Origin of the sequence: Streptomyces sp. NPDC006430 (genome assembly GCF_040612395.1) — a bacterium.
Classification (GTDB): Bacteria; Actinomycetota; Actinomycetes; order Streptomycetales; family Streptomycetaceae; genus Streptomyces.
Genome location: NZ_JBEXQA010000002.1, coordinates 309,538 through 331,505, shown reverse-complemented (window position 1 = coordinate 331,505; position 21,968 = coordinate 309,538). Strand labels below are relative to the sequence as shown.

Here is a 21,968-nt window from a genome sequence, read left to right as displayed (position 1 = left end):
GGCACGCCCCCACGCCGCCCGGCACGGCACGGCACGGCACCAGGGTCCGCCCGACCGACCGTGCTCCCCTCACCCGACCACCACAGGGGCCCCTACAGCCAGCCCTTCTCGCGGGCCACGCGCACCGCTTCCGCGCGGTTGCGCGAGGCCAGTTTCTGGATGGCCGTCGAGAGGTAGTTGCGGACCGTGCCCTGGGACAGGTGGAGCCTGGCCGCGAGTTCCGCGTTCGTCGCCCCGTCCTCCGCGGCCCGCAGGACCTCCCGTTCCCGATCGGTCAGCGGGTTCGCGCCCTCCGCCAGGGCCGCTGCGGCCAGGGTGGGATCGATGACGCGCTCGCCCGCCAGGACCTTGCGCACCGCGTCCGCCAACTGCGCGGCCGGGGCGTCCTTGACCAGGAAGGCCGAGGCACCCGCCTCCATCGCGCCGCGCAGGTAGCCGGGGCGGCCGAAGGTCGTCAGCACGACGATCTTGAGGTCGGGAACCTCCGCCCGCAGGGCCGCCGCCGCCTCGATGCCCGTCATGCCCGGCATCTCGATGTCCAGGAGCGCGACGTTCACGTCGTGCTCCCGGGCGGCCCTCACCACCTCGTCGCCGCGGGCGACCTGGGCCAGCACCTCGATGTCCGGCTCCAGTCCGAGCAGGGCCGCGAGGGCCTCCCGGACCATGGACTGGTCCTCCGCGAGGAGGACCCGGATGGGACGTGAGCTCATGATCCAGATCCTAGGGGGATGCGGGCCAGCAGACGGAAGCCCCGTTTGCCGGTCGGGCCGGCAGACAACGTGCCGCCCACGGCCTCCAGGCGCTCCCCCAGGCCTGTCAGGCCGTTGCCCGCCACCGGGGAACCACCTGCGCCGTCGTCCGCGACCGACAGCTCCACCACCGCTCCCGCCAGGGTCTGGCGCCGCTCCACGCGGACCGTGCACCGCTTGGCACCGCTGTGCCGGACCACGTTCGTCACCGCTTCCCGCAATGACCAGGCCAGCGCCGATTCCACCTCCTCCGGGAGGTCGTCCACCGGCTCCGCCGGCAGGTCCGCCGCCACGCCCGCCGCGGTCAGCGCGGTCCGTGCGCCCGCCAGTTCGCCCGGCAGTGTCGGCCGCCGGTAGCCGCTCACGGCTTCCCGTACGTCGACCAGGGCCTGCCGGCTGACCTGCTCGATGTCGGCCACCTGCTGGGCCGCCTGCTCGGGGCGGTCCGGCAGCATCCGTCCCGCCAGCTCGCTCTTGAGCGTGATCAGCGACAGCGAGTGGCCCAGTAGGTCGTGCAGGTCCCGGGCCATCCGCAGGCGTTCCTCGTTCGCCGCGAGCTGCGCGACCGTGGCGCGCGCCTCGCGCAGCTCTATCGTCGTGCGGATCATCGCGCGTATGCCGACCATCGCGAACCCGCCCATCAGGGCCGGGATGAGCAGCCCGGCGAGGTAGGCGTCGCCGCCCGGAACCGCGAGGGCCGTCACGGCCAGCAGGGCGGTCGCGCCGGGCACCGTGAAGCGGGAGATCTCCCCCGGCAGCGCGGCGCCGGAGGAGATGGACACGTACACGAAGAGGACGAGCCATTCGCGGCCCAGGGTCAGGGACAGGAGCGTGGCCTGGGCGGAGAGGACCGCCACCGAGAACAGCACGCGCCGCACCTCGGTCTGTCGGGCCGTGCGGAAGACCAGGACCAGGTACCAGGCGACGAAGGCCGCGAGGCCCAGGCCGCCGAGCAGCCTGACCCCGAGGCCGTGTCCGCCGCGGATCAGGTCGGTGACGGGGGCGCTGAGGTAGAACAGCCAGAGACCGATCCACAGCGACTTCACGATCTTCTGCCGGCGGTTCTCGGGGCGGACCCCGATCCGGGGCCCGCCCTTCACCCCCGTCATACCGGTCTCGACCACCGGTCCCCCCACCCCGCTCACGCTCGTCACACCCGTCATGCCTTCAGCGAGTCCTTGCGGTACAACCAGGCGGCGGCACCGGTGAACAGTACGAAGTACACCGCGAGGATCGCCACGTCCTTCAGGTGGGGCGCGCTCCCGAGCTCGATGGCCTGGCCCAGGCCCGCGTACGCACGGGTCGGCAGCCACTCGCAGATGTTCTGGAGCCACTGCGGGAAGTTGGCGGTGGGCATCCACAGGCCGCCGAGGATCGACAGACCGAAGTAGAAGAGCATCGTGATCGGGCGGACGTTGTCCCCGGTCGCGAGGTAGCCGATCGCCACGCCGAGGGCGGCGAAGACCAGGCTGCCGGCCCAGATGGAGCCGGTCAGGGCGAGCCACTGCCAGGCGTCGAACCGTACGCCCTTCACGCCCGCGGCGACCGCGAACACGACGAGGATGGCGGGCAGGGACAGCACGCCGGCGCTGGCGGTCTTGCCCAGGACGTAGCCGCGGCCGGGCAGAGCGGTCAGCCGGAGCTGGCGGACCCAGCCCTTCTCGCGTTCCTTGGCGATGCGTTCGCTGTTGCCCATCAGGACGGCGGTCAGGGCGCCGAAGGAGGCCATGGCGACCATGTAGAAGGCGGGCATGGTCAGTTCGGTGCCCATGACCTTCGTCGTGCCGTCCAGGGTTCCGCCGAGCATCAGGAACAGCGCGGCCGGGTAGAGCACGGTGAAGAACAGGTACTTCTTGTTACGCAGGGCGCGCCTGATTTCGAGCTTCACGAGCTCCGTCGTTCCGGTGGTCAGCACGGTGCGTGGGCCTCCTCGGCCTCGGTGAGGGCGATGAAGGCCTGTTCCAGGCCCAGCCCGGCGACTTCCAGGTTCCGGGGGTAGAGCCCCAGGGCGTACAGGGCGTGGACGGTGGCATCGGCGTCCCTCGACTGGAGCCTCACCGTGTCGCCGTGCCGCTCGTACGCGGTGAGGTGCGGGAGGGCGCGCAGCGCCGCCTCCTCCACCGGTGCGTCCCCGGCCAGGTCGAAGGCGATCCGGCGGGCTCCGGCCTTCGCCTTGATCTCGGCGGCGGTGCCGTCGGCGAGGAGCCGTCCCTTGTTCAGCACCAGGACCCGGTCGGCGATCGCGTCCGCCTCTTCCAGGTAGTGGGTGGCGAACAGGACGGTGCAGCCCTGCGCGGCCTGTTCGCGCATGGTGGCCCAGAAGGCCTGGCGGGAGGTGACGTCCATGCCGGTGGTGGGCTCGTCGAGGACGATCAGGTCGCTCCGGCCTGCGGTGGCGAGGGCGAAGCGGACGCGCTGCTCCTGGCCGCCGGAGAGCTTGTTGACCACGCGGTCTGCGATCTCGGTGATTCCGGCGCGGCTGAGGACCTCGTCCACCGGGTAGCGGCGGGGGTGCAGGGCGCAGCCGAGCGAGACGATCTCGCGTACGGTCACGTCCTCCATCAGGCCGCCGCTCTGGAGCATCGCACCGACCCGGCCGGCCGCGACGGCCTCGCGCGGGGTGGCGCCGAAGAGCCGCACGGTGCCGGAGTCGGCGGGCCGCAGGCCCAGCAGCAGGTCGAGCGTGGAGGACTTGCCGGCGCCGTTGGGGCCGAGCAGCGCGACCGTCTCGCCCGGGTGGAGTTCGAGGGAGAGGCCGTCGACCGCGCGGACCGCGCCGTAGCTCTTGGTCACGTTCTGGAAGGCCACCACGGGGCCGGCACCGGGTCCGGTGTCCTGGTCCTGGGCGGCGGTGGTGTGCGCCGGGGTCGTCGTCGTCATGACGGAAGATTCGCCCGGCCGGGGGTGCCCGCGGCAGTGTCTACGGTCGTGACTGCCGCATGACGGATGTCATGCGGTCGACGTGACAGGCCCAGCGGTGGGTACGGCGCACGGCCCGGCGGTAGGTACGGCGGAGCCCCCGCCGGGTGGACGGGGGCTCGGGCCTCAGGAGGGGTTGGTGTCGATGGTGCCGATGCGCTCTGCCGGGGTCTTGCCGCGCAGGGCCTTGCCGAGGGCGCCGGCGACGTCCTGCGGGGTGACCGGGGTCTTCTCACCGGTTCCGCGTGTGATCAGGACGCCGTCGAAGGAGTTCCCGTACGTGGCCTTGAGCGCTTCGAGGTCGTACTTCTCGACCAGGTGCCCGTCCACGACCTGCATGCTGAGGATCTTGGGGAGCGACTTGGCGCCGAAGGCGAGGGACTTGCTGCCCGCCTTGACGGTGGCGATGCCGGACATCGCGGGCTCGGCGAACTCCTTCATGGCCCGGTCCAGTTCGGCCTGGTCGACGGCCGGACCCTTGGTGGTGACCGGGAGTTCGACCGGGTCCGCCTTGCCGGTGGCGACCATGTCGCGGAAGGCCTTGGTGACCAGGTCGACGGAGGCGCCCGCGTCCAGGGTGGAGCCGGCCTTGCCGGGGACGGCGACGGCCTTGCCGGTGTCGAACTTGATGGTGCCCTCGGTGGCGGTGCCCGCGGAGCCGGCCAGCTCCTGGAGGGCGACCTGGAGCTTCTCCTCGTCGACCGGCAGCACGGGATCGGCGATGCGCTCGTTGCCGAGCAGCGAGCCGATGACCGTGACGGGGTTGTAGTCGCTGCCCGCCGCATTGCGGACGGTGGTCTGGGCGTCCAGGCTCAGCCCGGCCTTCTCGGGCTTGAGTTCGATCTGCTTGCCGCCGACCGTGAGCTGGAGCGGGGAGGCGGCGCGGTTACCGAAGGCCGTCTGCAGCTTGGCGACGGCCTCGTCGCGGCTGCCGCTGATGTCAACGCCGAGGACGGTGGTGCCCTTGGGGACGTCGGAGTGGTTGAGGAGCAGCCCGGCGCCGTAGGCCACGCCGAACAGGGCGATGAGTCCGCCGCCGACGAGGACCAGCCGGGAACGACCCTTCTTGATCTTGGTCGGCGTCGCCTTGGCCGGCGTCGCCTTGGCCGCCTTCGGGGCGCGCGCGGTGGCGCCCGCACCCGGGGCCGGAGCGGGGACCGGGGTCGGGAACGGGTCGTCCAGATCGGGTCCGGGCCAGCGGGGCGCCTCGTCGGCGCGGGGGGCGTCCATGGCAGCGGTGCCCAGTGCGGGGCCGCCCGTGGGGCCCGCGGGGCCGCCGGGCGCAGCGGGGCCGCCCGGGCCGCCGTACACGGGGAAGGCCTCGGTGGAGGGTCCGCCGTCGCCGTACCCGGGGAGCCCCGGGGTCGTGCCGACACCGGGGCCGCCGGGCCGCCGGGGGGCCAGGGGCGCGTCGGGGCCGGGAACGCCCGGGAAGCCCGGGCCGGCCGGTGCCGGCGCCGGGGGTCGGGCGAAGCCGTGGGCGGGCGTGTCGAAGGCGGGGCCGGCCGGTGCGCCGGGGGCGCCTGTGTGCGGGCCCGCCGAGCCGGGGGCGGCCGGGGCGAAGCCGGCCGACGGGGCGGCGGGGGCGGACGGGGCCGGGGTACGGGTCGGCAGCCCCGGTGCGGGCGCCGACGGCGTACGGGTGGGCAGCGCGGGCGCGGGGCCCGCGCCGGCCGGGGTGCGGGTCGGCAGCGCCGGGGCCGGCGCGGCGGACGCGACAGGCGCGGCGGACGCGGCAGGCGCCGCGGCGGCCGGCTTGCGGGGGGCGAACCAGTTGTTGGCCGACACCTCCGGCTCGGCGGCGGGCGCGGGCGCCGGCTCGGGCGCCGCCTCGGGCGCGGGCTCGGCCTGCTCGGGCGCGGTCTCCGGCTCGTTGGCGGCAGCTGCCATCGGCTTGCGTACGACCACCGGCGGGATCGGCCGCGAACCCGGGATGTTGATCCGGATCCGGGTCGTCAGGGTGGTCTCGGTCTTCGGCCCGTCGATGTCGGGCGTGGACGGGTTCGAGGTCACAGGGTTCTCCTCCGAGGCAGTCGCCGCGGCGTCCGTGGTCGGATACTGGCCGGTTCCGTACGGCGTCATACCCGAGGGGTAAGCGGCTCCACCGCGCCCCTTGGGCCCGGAGGACGAACTGTCGGTTTCACGACTCAAGGCAGGTTCTCCCGGTTGGCTCCGCCGCCCGTCATACCGTGCGCGGGCAGCTCGGCGGCCCGACCACCATACTGGCCGTCGCCCGCACACAACTGTCCTAGTGGAGTCAGGGGTTCCACTTTGCCCCACTCACCCTTTGTTCGAACACCTCTCGAACCCGCCCCCAACCCCCTTGAACGCGCACCGCGACCGAGTTCAACGGCACGTCACTTGCCGGACTGCGCGGCCGAAACCGGCCGGTCGAACGGGCTTCGCAGCGTGGCACACATCACAGCCAGCACGGTTCCACCCAAAAGGTAGACGTACACGCCGATTCCGGACGAACCGAGCAGGAAGTCCCCCTCGGGGCGCGGGCTGCCGAGGAGCACGTACGCGAGGAACCAACCGATCGCTCCGGCCCCCACTCCGAGCCCGGTCCCGACGGCGATCCGGCCGCCGAGGAACAGCCCGAAGAGGGCCAGCAGTCCCAGCAGCAGCCCGGCCGGGAACCACAGGTCCACGACGAGCCAGCCGGCCGCCCCCGTCAGCAGGCCCGTCACCAACAGGCCGAGCAGGGTGGCGATCCGTGCGGGGGTCAGGGCCCCGGTCACGCGCGCACCCCCGCGAAGAGGTCGTGTTCACGCTCGCCCGCCGGTGCGCCGGACCGACCCACGGCCAGCTCGTAGAACTCGCGGGAGAACAGCGGCTGTGCGAGGTCGTTGGAGAGCGCGAAGAAGGCTCCGTCCACGGCGATCTGGGTGGCGTGGGCGCGCATCGCAGCCGCCTTGGCCGCCACGAACTCCTCCTCGGCCACGATCTCGGCGCTGATCTGCTCGTCGGCGACGACACCGGGCACGTCGTCCGGTGAAGCGGTCCCCGGGAAGGGCGTCTTGGACCCGGCCGCCTCCAGTCGGGCGAAGCCCTCCTCGACCACCGAACGCGGCACCCGGTTCCAGTAGACCTTCTCGATCTCCCACGGATCGCCGAGGTCCCGACGGTAGGTGGTCTCCGCGGCCAGCTCCGCACCGCGCATGGCGACGCGGTGGGCCTGGATGTGGTCGGGGTGGCCGTAGCCGCCGTCCGGGTCGTAGGTGACGAGGACTTGGGGGCGCAGCTCGCGGATGACCTCGACGAGGTGGGCGGCGGCCTCGTCCACGTCGGCGGACCAGAAGGACCCGGGCCGGCGGTTCTGTTCGGCACCCATCATCCCGGAGTCCCGGAAGCGGCCGGGGCCGCCGAGGAACCGGTGGTCGGTGACGCCCAGTTCCGCCATGGCGGCGGCGAGCTCACCGATGCGGTGGGTGCCGAGGGTGTCGTTCCGATCGGCCGCGAGGTGGGCGAGGGCGGGCGGGATGACCTCGCCCTCCTCGCCGAGGGTGCAGGTCACGAGCGCGACGTGGACACCCTCGGCCGCGTACTTGGCCATGGTGGCGCCATTGGTGATCGACTCGTCGTCCGGGTGCGCGTGCACGAGGAGCAGCCGACGGGCGGGAAGACCGTTCATGGAGCCAAGACTACGAGGCGCGGCCTACAACTTGAGGCCACTGATCATGCTGGCCACGTTCGTGGTCAGCTGGCTGAGGGTCGGGGCGATGGTCGAACTCGCCAGATAGAACCCTAGGAGCACACAGACAGCGGCGTGTCCCGCCTTCAGGCCCGACCGGCGGACCAGCAGGAAGACGACGATCGCCAGCAGCACCACGGCCGAGATCGAGAGTGCCACGGCGTTTCACCTCCACGTCGAGCGGACATCGGTACGCGTACTCGTACTCAGTGCTCGGCGGAGTCATACCCACCGTGCGCTACGGATCATAACTATCCGTACCAGCGCATCGATCGAATTCCGGCAGCACGAGGGGCGCACGCCGCGCATGCGCAGGGTCACGGGGGAGGCCGGCCGGGGAGCCTGTACGCCTCCCCGGCCGGCTGTCGGCACCCGCACGGCCGCACGGGACCCAGGCTGCACGGCCCATATCTCGGGACAGAAACGGTCAAGTTGCTTGCTCGTAAACCGTGTTGACGGGTAGGCGATCGCAACGGCCTGTTCTCACGGGGGTGGCGAGAAATGAGCGGTCGACGGCGGCAATTCGCCAGGGGGTGGGACGACCTGCCTCTCCGCCGCGAAATGGCAGGCCGAGGGGTGGGCCGCCGGACCGGAGGGGAAGGCCTCCGGGATGGCGAGCAGCGGGACCTCGGCGGTGCAGCGGGGCTGGGCCTTCCAGCAGCGGGTGCGGAAGGGGCAGCCCGAGGGCGGGTTGGCCGGGGAGGGGACGTCGCCGGTGAGGATGATCCGCTCGCGGTGGGCGCGGGCCGCGGGGTCCGGGACCGGCACGGCCGAGAGCAGGGCCTGGGTGTACGGGTGGGTGGGGTGGTCGTAGATCTGCGTGTCGGTGCCGATCTCGACGACGCGCCCCAGGTACATCACGCCGACCCGGTCGGAGATGTGCCGCACGATCGAGAGGTCGTGCGCGATGAACACGTAGGAGAGGTCGAACTCGTTCTGGAGGCGTTCCAACAGGTTGACCACCTGGGCCTGGACCGAGACGTCCAGCGCGGAGACCGGCTCGTCCGCCACGATGATCTCCGGCCGCAGGGCGAGGCCGCGGGCGATGCCGATGCGCTGGCGCTGGCCGCCGGAGAACTGGTGCGGGTAGCGGTTGATGTACTCGGGGTTGAGCCCGACCACGTCCAGCAGCTCCTGGACCTTGCGGCGCCGGTCGCCCTTGGGGGCCACCTCCGGGTGGATCTCGTACGGCTCCCCGATGATGTCGCCGACCGTCATCCGCGGGTTCAGCGAGGTGTACGGGTCCTGGAACACCATCTGGATGTTGCGCCGGACGGCCTTGAGGGCCCTGCCGGACAGCTTGGTGACGTCCTCGCCCTTGTACGAGATCGCGCCGGCCGTCGGGCGTTCCAGGTTGACCAGCATCTTCGCGACCGTGGACTTGCCGCAGCCGGACTCACCGACGATGCCGAGCGTTTCGCCCCGGGCGAGGTCGAAGGAGACCCCGTCGACCGCTTTGACCGCGCCGATCTGCTTCTTGATGAGGACGCCCTGGGTCAGCGGGTAGTGCTTGACGAGGTTCCTGACCTCCAGGATGGTCTCAGGCACCGAGGCACTCCTTCCAGAAGAAGCACGCGCTCGCACGGTCGGGGGCGACCTCCGCCAGTGGCGGAACGTCGGTGCGACAGACCGCCTGCGCCATCGGACAGCGCGGGTTGAAGGCGCAGCCGGGCGGGATGGCCAGCAGGTTCGGCGGCAGCCCCTTGATCGCGTAGAGCTCCTGGCCCTTCTGGTCCAGGCGCGGGATCGAGTCCAGCAGCCCTCGGGTGTACGGGTGCGCCGGGCGCTTGTAGATCTCGTGGACCGGAGCGGTCTCGACGATCCGGCCGGCGTACATGACGGCGATCTTGTCCGCGACGTCCGCGACCACGCCCAGGTCGTGCGTGATCAGGATCAGACCCATGTTCAACTCGCGCTGGAGCTCGGCGAGCAGGTCCATCACCTGGGCCTGGACGGTCACGTCCAGGGCGGTGGTCGGCTCGTCCGCAATGATCAGGGAGGGTTCCAGGGCCAGCGCCATCGCGATCATGATGCGTTGGCGCATGCCGCCGGAGAACTGGTGCGGGTAGTCGCCCACGCGCTGCTTCGCCGCCGGGATCTTCACCCGGTCCATCAGCTCGACGGCCTTGGCCCTGGCGTCCTTGCGGGACGTCCCGCGGTGGACCTCGTACATCTCGCCGAGCTGGGCGCCCACGCTGAGCACCGGGTTGAGGGAGGACAGGGCGTCCTGGAAGATCATCGCCATGTCGGCGCCGCGGATCCTCCGCCGGTCCTCCTCCTTGATCTTCAGCAGGTCCGTGCCCTTGAACAGGATCTCGCCGCCGGCGATCCGGCCCGGCGGAACGTCCAGGATGCCCATCACGGCCTGGGCCGTCACTGACTTGCCCGAGCCGGACTCACCGAGCACGGCGAGGGTTTCCCCCTCGTCCACCGAGTAGTTGACGCCGTTGACGGCCTTGGCGACTCCGTCCCGGGTACGGAACTCCACGTGGAGGTCCCGGACTTCGAGCAGCATGGTGCCCACTCCTCAGCGCAGCTTGGGGTCGAGGGCGTCGCGCACCGCGTCGCCGAGCATGATGAACGCGAGAACGGTCAGGCTCAGCGCGCCCGCCGGGTAGAGCAGCATGTGCGGGGCGTTGCGGATCTGTGAGGCCGCGTTGGAGATGTCGATGCCCCAGGAGACGGTGGGCGGGCGCAGACCCACGCCCAGGAAGGACAGGGTGGCCTCCAGGGCGATGTACGTGCCCAGCGCGATGGTGGCGACGACGATGACCGGGGCGACGGCGTTGGGCGCGACGTGCCGCAGCATCATCCGACCGTTGCCGGCGCCGAGGGCCCGGGCGGCCTGGACGTAGTCGTTCTGTTTGGCGGTGATGACGGAGCCGCGGCCGATGCGGGCGATCTGCGGCCAGCCGAGGAGCACGATGAAGCCGACCACCGGCCAGACGGTGCTGCTGGTCACCACGGACAGGAAGACCAGGCCGCCGAGGACGACGGGAATGCCGAAGAAGATGTCGGCGACCCGGGAGAGCAGTGCGTCGCCCCAGCCGCCGAAGAAGCCGGCCAGCCCGCCGAGCACCGAGCCGAGCAGGGCCGCGCCGAGGGTGGCGCAGACCCCGACGGTGATGGAGGCGCGGGCCCCGTACACGGTGCGGGTGTACACGTCGCAGCCCTGGGTGTCGTAACCGAAGGGGTGGCCGGGGGCGGAGCCCTGCTGGGACTTGGAGAGGTCGCACTGCAACGGGTCGCCGCTCGCGATGAGCTGCGGCCAGATCGCGATCACGACGAGGAAGAGGATGAGCAGCGAGGAGACGATGAAGACGGGGTTGCGGCGCAGCTGGTGCCAGGCGTCGGACCACAGGGAGCGGGCCTTCTGGCTGGGGCCGGTGGTGCCCGGTGCGGGACCGAGGGGCTTCTCCAGGCTTTCCGCCTCGTCCAGGGCCAGATCCATGGGTCCCCCCTGTCCGGTGGGTGCGATCGCTTCGTCGTCCCCGGGTTCGAGCGGGTCGTAAACGGGCTCCCCGGGCTCGCGGGGCTCGCGGGGCTCAGGCATAACGGATCCTCGGATCCAGGACCGCGTAGAGCAGGTCGACGAGCAGGTTCGCCAGCAGGAAGACGATGACGAGGATGGTCACGAAACCGACCACGGTCGGGGAGTTGTTGCGCAGGATGCCCTGGTAGAGCTGGTAGCCGACGCCGTGGATGTTGAAGATCCGCTCGGTGACGATCGCGCCGCCCATCAGGGCGCCGATGTCCGTACCGATGAAGGTGACCACCGGGATGAGCGAATTGCGCAGTAGGTGGCGGGTGACGACCCGGCGGCGCGGCAGGCCCTTCGCGGTCGCGGTGCGCACGTAGTCGGCCTTGGCGTTCTCGGCGATGGAGGTGCGCGAGAGCCGGGTGACGTACGCCAGGGAGACGAGGGCGAGCACGATGCCGGGCAGGATCAGCTCGTTGAGGGGGGCGTCCGGTGAGACGGTGGGCCGCACCCAGCCCCACTTCACGCCGAAGAGGTACTGGAGCAGGTAGCCGGTCACGAAGGTCGGCACCGAGATGACGACCAGGGTGAGGACGAGCAGGGAGGTGTCGATGGCCCTGCCCCGGCGCAGCCCGCTGATCACGCCGAGGGTGATGCCGACGATGATCTCGATGACGATCGCGACGGCGGTCAGGCGCATGGTGACCGGGAAGGCGGAGGCCATCAGTTCGGTGACCGGCTGGCCGTTGAAGGCCGTGCCGAAGTCGCCCTGGAAGATCTGCCCCATGTAGTGGAGGTACTGCTTCCACAAGGGCTGGTCGAGGAAGAGGTCTTTGCGGATGCGCGCGGCGGTGGCGGGGTCGGGAGCCTTGTCACCGAACAGGGCCGCGACCGGGTCGCCCAGCGCGTACACCATGAAGAAGATCAGGAACGTGCTGCCGATGAACACCGGGATCATCTGGAGCAGCCGCCGGATCACATAACGTCCCATGGACTGCTCCAGGATCGATCCGAAGGCGGGTCAGCTGACCTTGATCTCGTTGTAGACCGGGACGCTGAACTGGTTGAGCGATACGTCCGAGAGCCGCTCGGCGTAGCCCGCGCTGCCGTTCTGGTACCAGAGCGGGATGGCGGGCATCTGTGCGGCGAGGATCTTCTCGGCGTCCTGGAACGTGGCGATGGCCTTCGCCGGATCGCTCTCCTGGTTGGCCTGGTCGACGAGCTTGTCGAAGTCCGGGTTGCTGAACTTCCCGTAGTTGGAGGAGGCGCCGGTGTAGTAGAGCGGCTGGAGGAAGTTCTGGATCAGTGGGTAGTCGGCCTGCCAACCGGAGCGGAAGGGGCCGGTCAGCTTGTAGGAGCTCTGCTGGTTGCGGAAGTCCGCGAAGGTGCCGACCGGGTTGACCGTGCAGACCGGGCCCTCGCCGAGGGCGTTGTTGATGCTGTTGCAGACGGCGTCCATCCACTCGCGGTGCGAGCCGGTGTCCACGTTGGAGGTCAGCGTGACCTTGCCGCCGGGTAGGCCGCCGGCCTCCTGGATGAGCTTCTTGGCCTCGGTCGGGTTGAACGTACAGGCGTCGCCGCAGAGCGTGGCGTTGAAGCCGCCCTTCTCGCCGAGCGCCGGAGAGGTCCAGTCCTTCGCGGAGGTGCGGGTCTCCCGGAAGATCTGCTTCGTGATCTCGTCGCGGTTGATCGCCATCGAGATCCCGCGGCGGACGTTCTGCATGCCCTCCTTGCTCCACTGCGGGTCGTACAGGGGGAAGGTGAGGGTCTGGATGATGAGCGCCGGCTGGTTGATGTACCGGTCGCCGAGGTCGTTCTTGACGTTCTTCAACTGCTGCGCGGGAACGTCGTCGACGAGGTCGAGGTTGCCGGAGATCAGGTCCGTGTAGGCGGTGTTGTTGTCGGTGTAGACCTTGAGGTCCACGCCGCCGTTCTGCGCCTTGTCCGTGCCCGGGTAGCCGTCCCACGCACGCAGCTTCATTCCGGTGCCCTTGGTGTACGAGTCCACCGTGTACGGGCCGTTGCCGATCGGCTTGTTCAGCCAGGCGGCGTGGTCGGTGAAGAAGGACTTGGGCAGCGGGGAGAAGGCCTGGTAGCCGAGGGTCTCGGGCCAGGTGGAGAACTTCGCCTTGAGGGCGACCGTGAAGGTCTTGGAGTCCTTGACGACCAGTCCGGACATCGTCTTGGCCGTGGGCTCCCCGGAGGTGGGGTGCACGTCCGCGTAGCCGACGATGTCGGAGAAGAAGGGCGAGTTGTTCTGCTTGTTGCGCACGTCCGCGCCGTAGTTCCAGGCGTCCACGAAGGACTGCGCGGTGACCGGCTCGTCGTTGCTGAACTTCCAGCCGTCCTTCACGGTGATGGTGAAGTTCTGGCTGTCGGTCGTCTCGATCTTCTCGGCGAGCATGTTCACGGCCTCGCCGGTCTTCGGGTCGTAGCGCTTGAGGCCCCGGAAGATCATGTCGAGGACCTTGCCGCCCTGCACCTCGTTGGTGTTGGCCGGCTCCAGCGGGTTCTGCGGGTCACCCCACGAGGAGCTGACGATGCCCGCGCCGCCGCCCCCGCCGCTGTCGCTTCCGCCGCCGCAGGCCGACGCCGCGAGGGCGACGGCCACCGCACATGCGGCCCACTTGGCGTGGGTGGCTCCGCGCATGGAGTGCCTCCTTGGCTCCCAAGACTCACTTAGGGGCCAATGTCACCCCTTGTGGGGGCCGGCGCACTTCTCGTTGGACCGATTGCACCCTCACGCCTCCCGCGCGTCACTCCTGCGAGTGCAAAGCGGGCCGCGTTAGCCGCGGCCGGGCAGGACATCGGGGGCACAAAAGCGCCCGGACCGGATGAATCCGGTCCGGGCGCCCCGTACTACGTACGGCCCTGCGGGATCAGACGGCCAGGACGGCCTTCTCCTCCGCGAAGTGGCATGCGGACTCGTGCGCGGCCTGGGTGTTCACGCCCTGGAAGCGCGTCGGGATCGCCAGCAGCGGCTCCTCCGTGGCACACCGGTCCTCGGCCTTCCAGCAGCGGGTCCGGAAGCGGCAGCCCGACGGCGGGTTGGCCGGGGACGGGACGTCACCGGTGAGGATGATCCGCTCGCGGTGCGCGCGGGCCTCGGGGTCCGGCACCGGAACCGCCGACAGCAGCGCCTGGGTGTACGGGTGCGTCGGGTGCTCGTAGATCTGCTCGTCGGTGCCGATCTCGGCCATCTTGCCGAGGTACATGACGCCCACGCGGTCCGAAATGTGCCGGACGATCGAGAGGTCGTGCGCGATGAAGATGTAGGAGAGGTTGAACTCGTCCTGCAGCTTCTCCATCAGGTTGATGACCTGCGCCTGCACCGACACGTCGAGCGCGGAGACCGGCTCGTCGCAGATGATGATCTCCGGGTTGAGCGCGAGGCCGCGGGCGATGCCGATGCGCTGGCGCTGACCGCCGGAGAACTGGTGCGGGTACCGGTTGATGTACTCCGGGTTCAGGCCCACGACGTCCAGGAGGTCCTGGACCTTGCGGCGCCGGTCGCCCTTGGGAGCCACCTCGGGGTGGATCTCGTAGGTCTCCCCGATGATGTCGCCGACCGTCATGCGCGGGTTCAGCGAGGTGTACGGGTCCTGGAACACCATCTGGATGTTGCGCCGGACGGCCTTGAGGGCCCTGCCGGACAGCTTGGTGATGTCCTGGCCCTTGTAGAAGACCTCGCCGGCGGTGGCGCGCTCCAGGCTCATCAGCAGCTTGGCGACGGTGGACTTGCCACAGCCGGACTCGCCGACGATGCCGAGGGTCTCGCCCTGGTAGAGGTCGAAGGAGATCCCGTCGACCGCCTTGACCGCGCCGACCTGCTTCTTGAACAGGATGCCCTGGGTCAGCGGGAAGTGCTTGACCAGGTTGCGGACCTGGAGGATCGGCTCTCGCTCGGAGGCGTTCTTGGTGAGCTCAGCCATGGATCTGCTCCTTCCAGAAGTGGCACGCGCTGTGGCGACCGGCCAGCTCGGTGCCGTCCTGCTCGCTCACGGGCTGGAGCGCGGGGACGTCCGACCGGCAGATGTCCTGCGCAACGGTGCAGCGCGGGTTGAACGAGCAGCCCGAGGGGAGCCGCAGCAGGTTGGGCGGCAGGCCCTTGATCGCGAAGAGCTCCTGGCCCTTCTGGTCCAGGCGCGGGATCGAGTCCAGCAGCCCTCGGGTGTACGGGTGCGCCGGGCGCTTGTAGATCTCGTGGACCGGAGCGGTCTCGACGATCCGGCCGGCGTACATGACGGCGATCTTGTCCGCGACGTCCGCGACGACACCGAGGTCGTGCGTGATCAGGATCAGACCCATGTTCAACTCGCGCTGGAGCTCCGCGAGGAGGTCCATCACCTGGGCCTGGACGGTCACGTCGAGCGCCGTGGTCGGCTCGTCCGCGATGATCAGGTCCGGCTCCAGCGCGATCGCCATGGCGATCATGATGCGCTGGCGCATACCACCCGAGAAGTGGTGCGGGTAGTCGTCCACACGCTGCTTCGCAGCCGGGATCTTGACCTTGTCCATCAGCTCGATGGCCTTGAGTCGGGCTTCCTTCTTCGACAGCCCCTGGTGGACGCGGAACATCTCGCCCAGCTGGTAGCCGACGGAGAGCACCGGGTTCAGCGAGGACAGCGCGTCCTGGAAGATCATGGCGATCTTCCGGCCGCGGAGCTTGCGGCGCTCCTCGAAGCTCATCTTGAGCATGTCCTGGCCGCGGAAGAAGATCTCGCCCCGCGGGATCTTGCCGGGGGGCATGTCGAGGATGCCCATGATGGCCTGGGCGGTGACGGACTTGCCGGAGCCGGACTCGCCGAGCACGGCGAGGGTCTCGCCGGCGCTCACGCTGTAGTTGACGCCGTTGACAGCCTTGGCCACACCGTCTCGGGTGTGGAACTCCACGTGCAGGTCGCGCACTTCGAGGAGCGGGCTCTGCGGGTCCCCGTCACGCGGGGAGGGAACAGTACTGGTGTTGTCCATGGTGATCACGTACGCCCTCCTCAGCGCAGCTTGGGGTCGAGGGCGTTGCGGACCGCTTCGCCGAGCATGATGAACGCGAGAACGGTGATGCTGAGCATGATCGAGGGGTACAGCAGGATGTGCTGCGCCACTCGGATCTGCGCGGCGCCGGCGGAGATGTCCACACCCCACGAGATGGTCGGGGCCGCGAGACCCAGACCCAGGTAGGACAGGGTCGCCTCGGCCGCGATGTAGCCGCCGAGCGCGATCGTGGACACCACGATCACGGGTGCCATCGCGTTCGGCAGGATGTGGCGCATCAGGATCCGGGAGGTACCGGCGCCCAGCGCCTTCGCGGCGTGCACGTAGTCGGCCTGCTTCACAGTGATGACCGAACCGCGCATGACGCGGGTGATCTGCGTCCAGCCCAGGAAGGCCAGGGCGAAGACGACCGTCCACACCGTGCGCTTGGTGAAGGCCTGGAGGACGACCATCGAGCCGAGGAGGAAGGGGATACCGAAGAAGATGTTGGTGATCCCGGAGATGAGCGTGTCCGTCAGGCCGCCGAAGTAACCGGCGATCATGCCGGTGATTCCACCGACGACGGTGACGATCGCGGTCACGCAGGTGGCGACGATGATCGAGGCCCGGGTGCCGTAGATCAGGCGGGCGTAAACACTGCGACCCTGACCGTCGTACCCGAGCCAGTCGGGGGAACCGACCTTGGCGAGTTCCGGCTTGCCGAGGAAGTGGTGGACCAGGTCGCCCTTGGTGGGGTCGGCGCTGGTGAACCAGCCCGGGAAGGCCGCTATCACCAGGAGTACGAGGATCAGCGCCGCGGAGACGACGAAGTACGGGTTGCGGCGCAGGTCGGCCCACGCGTCGCCCCACAGGCTGCGCGCCTTCTCCTTGGTGACGGGCGCGATCGCGTCGACGGGAGCGACGGCGCCCTCGGTCGAGATGGCTTCGGTCTTGGTCATGTCAGGCATACCGGATCCTCGGGTCCATGACCGCGTAGAGGAGGTCGACGAGCAGGCTGGCTATGAGGTAGACGACGACCAGGACGGTGACCACACCGACCACGGTCAGCCCCTCGCGGCGGATGACCGAGTCGTAGATCAGACCGCCGACGCCCTTGACGTTGAAGATGCCCTCGGTGACGACGGCGCCGCCCATGAGCGCACCGATGTCGGTACCCAGGAAGGTCACGACGGGGATCATCGAGTTGCGCATCAGGTGGACGCCGATGACACGCCGCTTGGGCAGGCCCTTGGCGACGGCCGTGCGCATGTAGTCCGAGCGCAGGTTCTCTGCCATCGAGGTGCGGGTCAGCCGGGCCACGTAGGCCAGCGACAGCGAGCCGAGCACGATGGCCGGCGCGATGAGTTCGCCCCACGTCTCCTTGTTGCTGACGTTGGGGTCGATCCAGCCGAGCTGGAAGGCGAACACCGACTTGACGATGAAGCCGAGCACGAAGACCGGCATCGAGATGATCAGCAGCGTGAGGATCAGGACCAGGTTGTCGACCAGCTTGCCGGCCTTGAGGCCGGCGACGATCCCGAGGGCCAGACCCAGGACGATCTCGATCGCGAAGGCCAGGAATGCCAGTCGCAGCGTGACCGGGAAAGCGGAACCGATGACATCCGTGATCTCACGTCCACTGCGGATCTGCTGTCCGAAGTCGAAGTGGAAGAGGATGCCGGTGATGTAGTTGTAGTACTGGTGCCACACCGGCAGGTCCAGCCCGTGCTCGTGCCGGAGTGCGGCCAGCGTGGCGGGGTCTGTTCCCTTGTCACCGAAAAGACCGGCCACGGGGTCGCCGGGCAGGCTGTAGACCATCAAGAAGATGAGCGCGGTCGTCCCGAAGAAGACCGGGATCATCTGGAGCAGTCGTCGTGCGACATAGCGCCCCATCGTGCCTCCGTAGAAGATGCGGCAGGCGCAGCCGGACGGGCCCTTTCGCCACGCACGCGCGTGACGGAGACGTCACTGCGTCGCGAAAGGGCCCCCCGGGCGCTGCGATAGGCCCGGATGCGGGCCGGCTCCCCGCCGGCCCACATCCGTCGAGCGGAATTACGTTGTAGGACTTACTTCTTGACCTCGACACCTTCGAGGATCGGGTCGCCGTCCTGGGCGTACTTCACGTTCTGGACCTTCTCCGAGAAGCCCGCGTTGACCTTGTAGTACCAGAGCGGGATCGACGGCATGTAGTTGACCAGGTCCTTCTCGATGGCCTGGTAGGCCTTCACGGACTCGTCCAGGGACGCAGCGGTGTCGGCCGCGGCGATCTTGGCGTCGAGCTCGGGGTTGGAGAAGCCACCCTGGTTACCACCGGCGCCCGTGCGGAACAGGTCGCTGATGAAGTTGGCGTTGACCGGGTAGTCGAGGACCCAGCCGGACCGGTAGATCGACTTGACCTGCTTGGACTTGCGGGCCTGGAGGTCGGCCTGGAAGTCCGGCTTGGCGTCACCGGTGCACTTGACGCCGGTGGCCTGGGTGATGCTGTTGCAGACAGCCTCGACCCATTCCTTGTGACCGCCGTCCGAGTTGAACTGGATGGTGATCTCGTTGTTCGGGACGCCGCCGCCCTCGGTGATGAGCGCCTTGGCCTTGGCCGGGTCGAACTTGGTGACGTCACCGGTCGCGTTCGGCGTGTAGCCGAGGACACCCTTGGCGACCCAGCCCGTGGCGGGCTCGCGGGTGCCCTGGAGCACGGTCTTGGTGATGGTGTCGCGGTCGATCGCCATCGACAGACCCTGGATGACCTTCGGGTCGACCGGCTTCGGGGTCTTCCACTGGTCGGCGTAGAACGCGATGGCCAGGGTCTGGACGGCCGAGTACGCCTGGTCCACGGCGCGGGCGCCGAGGTCGTTGCGGTAGACCGGGAGGTCCTTCGGGCCGATCTGACGCAGGACGTCGACGTTGCCCGACTTCAGGTCCTCGTAGGCGGTTTCGAGGGTGGAGTAGTTCTTGAGGATCACACCACCGTTCTTCGCCTTGTTCTCGCCCTTGTAGCCGTCGAAGCGGGTGAGCTCGATCTGCTTCTTGTGCTCCCACGACTTGAACTTGTAGGGGCCGTTGCCGACCGGCTTCTCACCGGCGGCCTTCGGGTCCTTGTAGAAGGACTCGGGCAGCGGGGAGAAGACCTCGTAGCCGAGCTTGTACGCGAAGTACGGAACGGCGTTGGCGAGCTCGATGGTGAAGGTGTTCTCGTCGACGACCTTCAGACCCTCCAGCGCCTCGGCGGTGGGCTTGGCGCCCTCGGCCTCGGGGTGCAGAGCCTCGAAGCCCTTGATGTCCGCGAACCAAGAGGCGTTGCCCTGCTTGTTGTTGATGTTCGCGGCCCAGTTCCAGGCCTTGACGTAGGACTCGGCGGTCACCTTGGTGCCGTCGTGGAAGGTCCAGCCCGACTTGAGCTTGACGGTCCAGAGCTTGCTGTCCTTGGACTCGACCGACTCGGCGTTGACCATGGTCAGCTTGCCGTCGGCGTCGTAGTCGACGAGCTGCGAGAACAGCCCGGACATGACGATGGAGCCGTTGGACTCCATCGTGTCGGCCGGCTGGAGGAGCTTCTCGGGCTCGCCCACCTCGACCGAGTAGATGCCGTTCGGGTCAACCTCACCCTTGCCGGCGGCGTCGCCCTTGTCGTTGCCACCGCAGGCGGTCGCAGCCAGGGCGACGACAATCGCGCCCGCTACCCACTTGGCGCTCTTGGCACCGCGCATGGGTTTCCTCCTCATGAGTCCACTGTCCAATGTGAAGGGCACAGGTGCGTTTCGCCGACACCCCTGACGGCGATAGGAACAGTGCCCCGAGTGTGCTCGTGAGTCGACGCTCCCCACAGCGTGTGACCCATTGACCCGAGCTCAATGCAGCCATCCTCAGGGACGCCCAGACCGTAAACCACACTTAAGTGGTCTCGTTTTCACAACATCACCGCATGGCGAAAACACGAAATCCGGACAAACGGATAGGAGACAGACACGTGCGAAACGGACGGTTAGCTCATCTTCCGGTGCGTCACGGTCGGTATGCGGACACCCGAACACGCCAATCCGCTTGACAAACGAGTACAGCCCCTCCCCCGCGACTGATCGCGGGGCAGGGGCTGCTCGTTGAAACGGAGGGCTTTGTCCCGGCTTGCTACTTGCCGGACTTGGCGCGCGACGCGGTGCGCGAGCGCTCCTTCTGGTCGAGGACGACCTTGCGGATGCGGACGGCCTCCGGGGTCACCTCGACGCACTCGTCGTCGCGGCAGAACTCCAGGGACTGCTCCAGGGAGAGCTTGCGCGGCGGCACCACGTTCTCCGTGTTGTCCGCGGAAGCCGCACGCATGTTGGTGAGCTTCTTCTCCTTGGTGATGTTCACGTCCATGTCGTCGGACCGCGAGTTCTCGCCGACGATCATGCCCTCGTACACCTCGGTGCCGGGGTCGGTGAACAGGACGCCGCGCTCCTGCAGGTTGATCATCGCGAACGGCGTGACCGCACCCGCGCGGTCCGCGACCAGCGAACCGTTGTTACGGGTGACCAGCGGGCCGAACCACGGCTCGTGGCCCTCGTGGATGGAGTGGGCGATACCGGTACCGCGGGTGTTCGTCAGGAACTCCGTACGGAAACCGATCAGACCGCGGGACGGAACGACGAACTCCATGCGCACCCAGCCGGAGCCGTGGTTCGACATGTTGTCCATGCGGCCCTTGCGGATGCCCATGAGCTGCGTGACCGCGCCCATGTGCTCCTCGGGCACGTCGATCGTCATGCGCTCGACCGGCTCGTGGACCTTGCCGTCGATCTCCTGGGTGACCACCTGCGGCTTGCCGATGGTCAGCTCGAAGCCCTCACGGCGCATCTGCTCGACCAGGATGGCGAGCGCGAGCTCACCGCGGCCCTGGACCTCCCAGGCGTCCGGGCGCTCGGTGTCGAGGACGCGGAGCGAGACGTTACCGACCAGCTCGCGGTCCAGACGGTCCTTGACCTGGCGGGCGGTGACCTTGCGGTCCTTGACCGCGGACTTGGCGTCCGCGCCCTTGCCCGTGCCACCGCGGCCGACCAGCGGCGAGGTGTTCGTACCGATGGTCATGGAGATCGCCGGCTCGTCGACCGAGATCAGCGGCAGCGCGATCGGGTTCTCCGGGTCGGCCAGGGTCTCACCGATCATGATGTCGGGGATACCGGCGACCGCACAGATGTCACCCGGGCCCGCCACCTCGGCCGGCTTGCGGGTGAGCGCCTCGGTCATCATCAGCTCGGTGATGCGGACGTTCGACATGGTGCCGTCGCGCTTGATCCACGCAACGGTCTGGCCCTTGCGCAGCTCGCCCTGCTCGACGCGCAGCAGCGCGATGCGGCCGAGGAAGTTGTCGGCGTCCAGGTTGGTGACGTGCGCCTGGAGCGGCGCCTCCTCGTCGTACACCGGGGCGGGGACGTGCTCCAGGATGGTGGAGAAGAACGGCTCCAGGCTGTCGCTGTCCGCGGGGACGGTGCCGTCCTCCGGCTTGGTCAGCGAGGCGATGCCGTCACGGCCGCAGGCGTAGACGATCGGGAACTCGATCTGCTCCTCGGTCGCGTCCAGGTCCAGGAAGAGGTCGTACGTCTCGTTGACGACGTCGTCGATCCGGGAGTCCGGGCGGTCGGTCTTGTTGATGCAGAGGATGACCGGCATCTTCGCCTGCAGGGCCTTGCGCAGGACGAAGCGGGTCTGGGGCAGCGGACCCTCCGAGGCGTCCACCAGCAGAACGACGGCGTCCACCATCGACAGACCGCGCTCGACCTCACCACCGAAGTCGGCGTGGCCGGGGGTGTCGATGATGTTGATCGTGATCGGGGCCCCGCCGTCCTTGGGGTGGTACTTCACCGCCGTGTTCTTGGCGAGGATCGTGATGCCCTTCTCACGCTCCAGGTCGTTCGAGTCCATCATGCGGTCGTCGAGGTGCTGGTGGGCGGCGAAGGCACCGGCCTGCTTGAGCATGGCATCGACGATGGTCGTCTTGCCATGGTCGACGTGGGCGACGATGGCGACGTTACGGATGTCGTGGCGCGTGGGCACTTCGGCGCTTCTCCCGGGATCGTGGATGGCGTCGCGTACGGTCCGGCACGCGCGCCTCGACCGGGCGGAAAACCTGCCACGGCCTTACCCCATCGTACGTCGCGTGGCGGGAAGTGCCCGCCGGGGGGTC

General features: G+C 69.0%; 19 protein-coding genes. All 19 read right to left on the bottom strand.

The annotated features are described in order from the left end of the window. Positions 1-92: 92 nt before the first annotated feature. Positions 93-710 carry a response regulator transcription factor gene (locus ABZZ20_RS04645; protein ID WP_356866679.1) on the bottom strand — a complete coding sequence of 206 codons (618 nt, stop codon included), beginning with the start codon at positions 708-710 and terminating at the stop codon, positions 93-95. Further along, positions 707-1,858 (bottom strand): sensor histidine kinase, encoded by a 1,152-nt coding sequence (locus ABZZ20_RS04640; protein ID WP_356867221.1) that lies wholly within the window; start codon positions 1,856-1,858, stop codon positions 707-709. The genes ABZZ20_RS04645 and ABZZ20_RS04640 overlap by 4 nt, the downstream gene beginning before the upstream one ends. Positions 1,859-1,908: 50 nt before the next feature. Continuing rightward, a complete protein-coding gene (locus ABZZ20_RS04635; protein ID WP_356866677.1) occupies positions 1,909-2,664 on the bottom strand; it encodes an ABC transporter permease in 756 nt (251 codons plus the stop codon). Continuing rightward, positions 2,658-3,629, bottom strand: coding sequence for an ABC transporter ATP-binding protein (locus ABZZ20_RS04630; RefSeq protein WP_356866675.1), 972 nt, complete (start codon positions 3,627-3,629; stop codon positions 2,658-2,660). Before ABZZ20_RS04630 ends, ABZZ20_RS04635 begins: the two co-directional genes overlap by 7 nt. A gap of 165 nt (positions 3,630-3,794) precedes the next feature. After that, positions 3,795-5,681: a hypothetical protein gene (locus ABZZ20_RS04625; protein ID WP_356866673.1), complete on the bottom strand. Its 1,887-nt coding sequence runs from the start codon at positions 5,679-5,681 to the stop codon at positions 3,795-3,797. 344 nt (positions 5,682-6,025) lie between these two features. Continuing rightward, positions 6,026-6,409 (bottom strand): DUF6113 family protein, encoded by a 384-nt coding sequence (locus tag ABZZ20_RS04620; RefSeq protein ID WP_356866671.1) that lies wholly within the window; start codon positions 6,407-6,409, stop codon positions 6,026-6,028. Then, entirely contained in the window at positions 6,406-7,302 is an 897-nt protein-coding gene (gene mshB, locus ABZZ20_RS04615) for an N-acetyl-1-D-myo-inositol-2-amino-2-deoxy-alpha-D-glucopyranoside deacetylase (protein WP_356866669.1), read from the bottom strand. Before mshB ends, ABZZ20_RS04620 begins: the two co-directional genes overlap by 4 nt. A 24-nt stretch (positions 7,303-7,326) precedes the next feature. Beyond that, complete coding sequence (locus ABZZ20_RS04610) at positions 7,327-7,521, bottom strand: hypothetical protein (RefSeq protein ID WP_030153401.1); 195 nt, start codon at positions 7,519-7,521, stop codon at positions 7,327-7,329. A gap of 324 nt (positions 7,522-7,845) precedes the next feature. After that, positions 7,846-8,910, bottom strand: a complete 1,065-nt coding sequence (locus ABZZ20_RS04605; protein WP_356866667.1) for a dipeptide ABC transporter ATP-binding protein — start codon at positions 8,908-8,910, stop codon at positions 7,846-7,848. After that, the gene (locus ABZZ20_RS04600; RefSeq protein ID WP_356866665.1) at positions 8,903-9,877 is read right to left on the bottom strand and encodes an ABC transporter ATP-binding protein; all 975 of its coding nucleotides are present in this window, start codon (positions 9,875-9,877) and stop codon (positions 8,903-8,905) included. The genes ABZZ20_RS04605 and ABZZ20_RS04600 overlap by 8 nt, the downstream gene beginning before the upstream one ends. Before the next feature lie 12 nt (positions 9,878-9,889). Beyond that, complete coding sequence (locus ABZZ20_RS04595) at positions 9,890-10,813, bottom strand: ABC transporter permease (RefSeq protein WP_356867219.1); 924 nt, start codon at positions 10,811-10,813, stop codon at positions 9,890-9,892. A 94-nt stretch (positions 10,814-10,907) separates the two neighbouring features. After that, positions 10,908-11,831, bottom strand: a complete 924-nt coding sequence (locus tag ABZZ20_RS04590) for an ABC transporter permease (RefSeq protein WP_356866663.1) — start codon at positions 11,829-11,831, stop codon at positions 10,908-10,910. 30 nt (positions 11,832-11,861) lie between these two features. Further along, positions 11,862-13,490: an ABC transporter substrate-binding protein gene (locus ABZZ20_RS04585; protein ID WP_356866661.1), complete on the bottom strand. Its 1,629-nt coding sequence runs from the start codon at positions 13,488-13,490 to the stop codon at positions 11,862-11,864. Positions 13,491-13,719: 229 nt separating this feature from the next. Then, positions 13,720-14,772, bottom strand: a complete 1,053-nt coding sequence (locus ABZZ20_RS04580) for a dipeptide ABC transporter ATP-binding protein (protein WP_356866659.1) — start codon at positions 14,770-14,772, stop codon at positions 13,720-13,722. Next, complete coding sequence (locus ABZZ20_RS04575; RefSeq protein ID WP_356866657.1) at positions 14,765-15,820, bottom strand: ABC transporter ATP-binding protein; 1,056 nt, start codon at positions 15,818-15,820, stop codon at positions 14,765-14,767. Before ABZZ20_RS04575 ends, ABZZ20_RS04580 begins: the two co-directional genes overlap by 8 nt. Before the next feature lie 11 nt (positions 15,821-15,831). Further along, positions 15,832-16,779, bottom strand: a complete 948-nt coding sequence (locus ABZZ20_RS04570) for an ABC transporter permease (RefSeq protein WP_356866655.1) — start codon at positions 16,777-16,779, stop codon at positions 15,832-15,834. Further along, positions 16,772-17,704: an ABC transporter permease gene (locus ABZZ20_RS04565; protein ID WP_356866653.1), complete on the bottom strand. Its 933-nt coding sequence runs from the start codon at positions 17,702-17,704 to the stop codon at positions 16,772-16,774. The genes ABZZ20_RS04570 and ABZZ20_RS04565 overlap by 8 nt, the downstream gene beginning before the upstream one ends. Positions 17,705-17,877: 173 nt before the next feature. Continuing rightward, positions 17,878-19,515 (bottom strand): ABC transporter substrate-binding protein, encoded by a 1,638-nt coding sequence (locus ABZZ20_RS04560; protein WP_356866651.1) that lies wholly within the window; start codon positions 19,513-19,515, stop codon positions 17,878-17,880. A 418-nt stretch (positions 19,516-19,933) separates the two neighbouring features. Beyond that, positions 19,934-21,838, bottom strand: coding sequence for a translational GTPase TypA (gene typA / locus ABZZ20_RS04555; protein ID WP_356866649.1), 1,905 nt, complete (start codon positions 21,836-21,838; stop codon positions 19,934-19,936). Positions 21,839-21,968 lie beyond the last annotated feature (130 nt).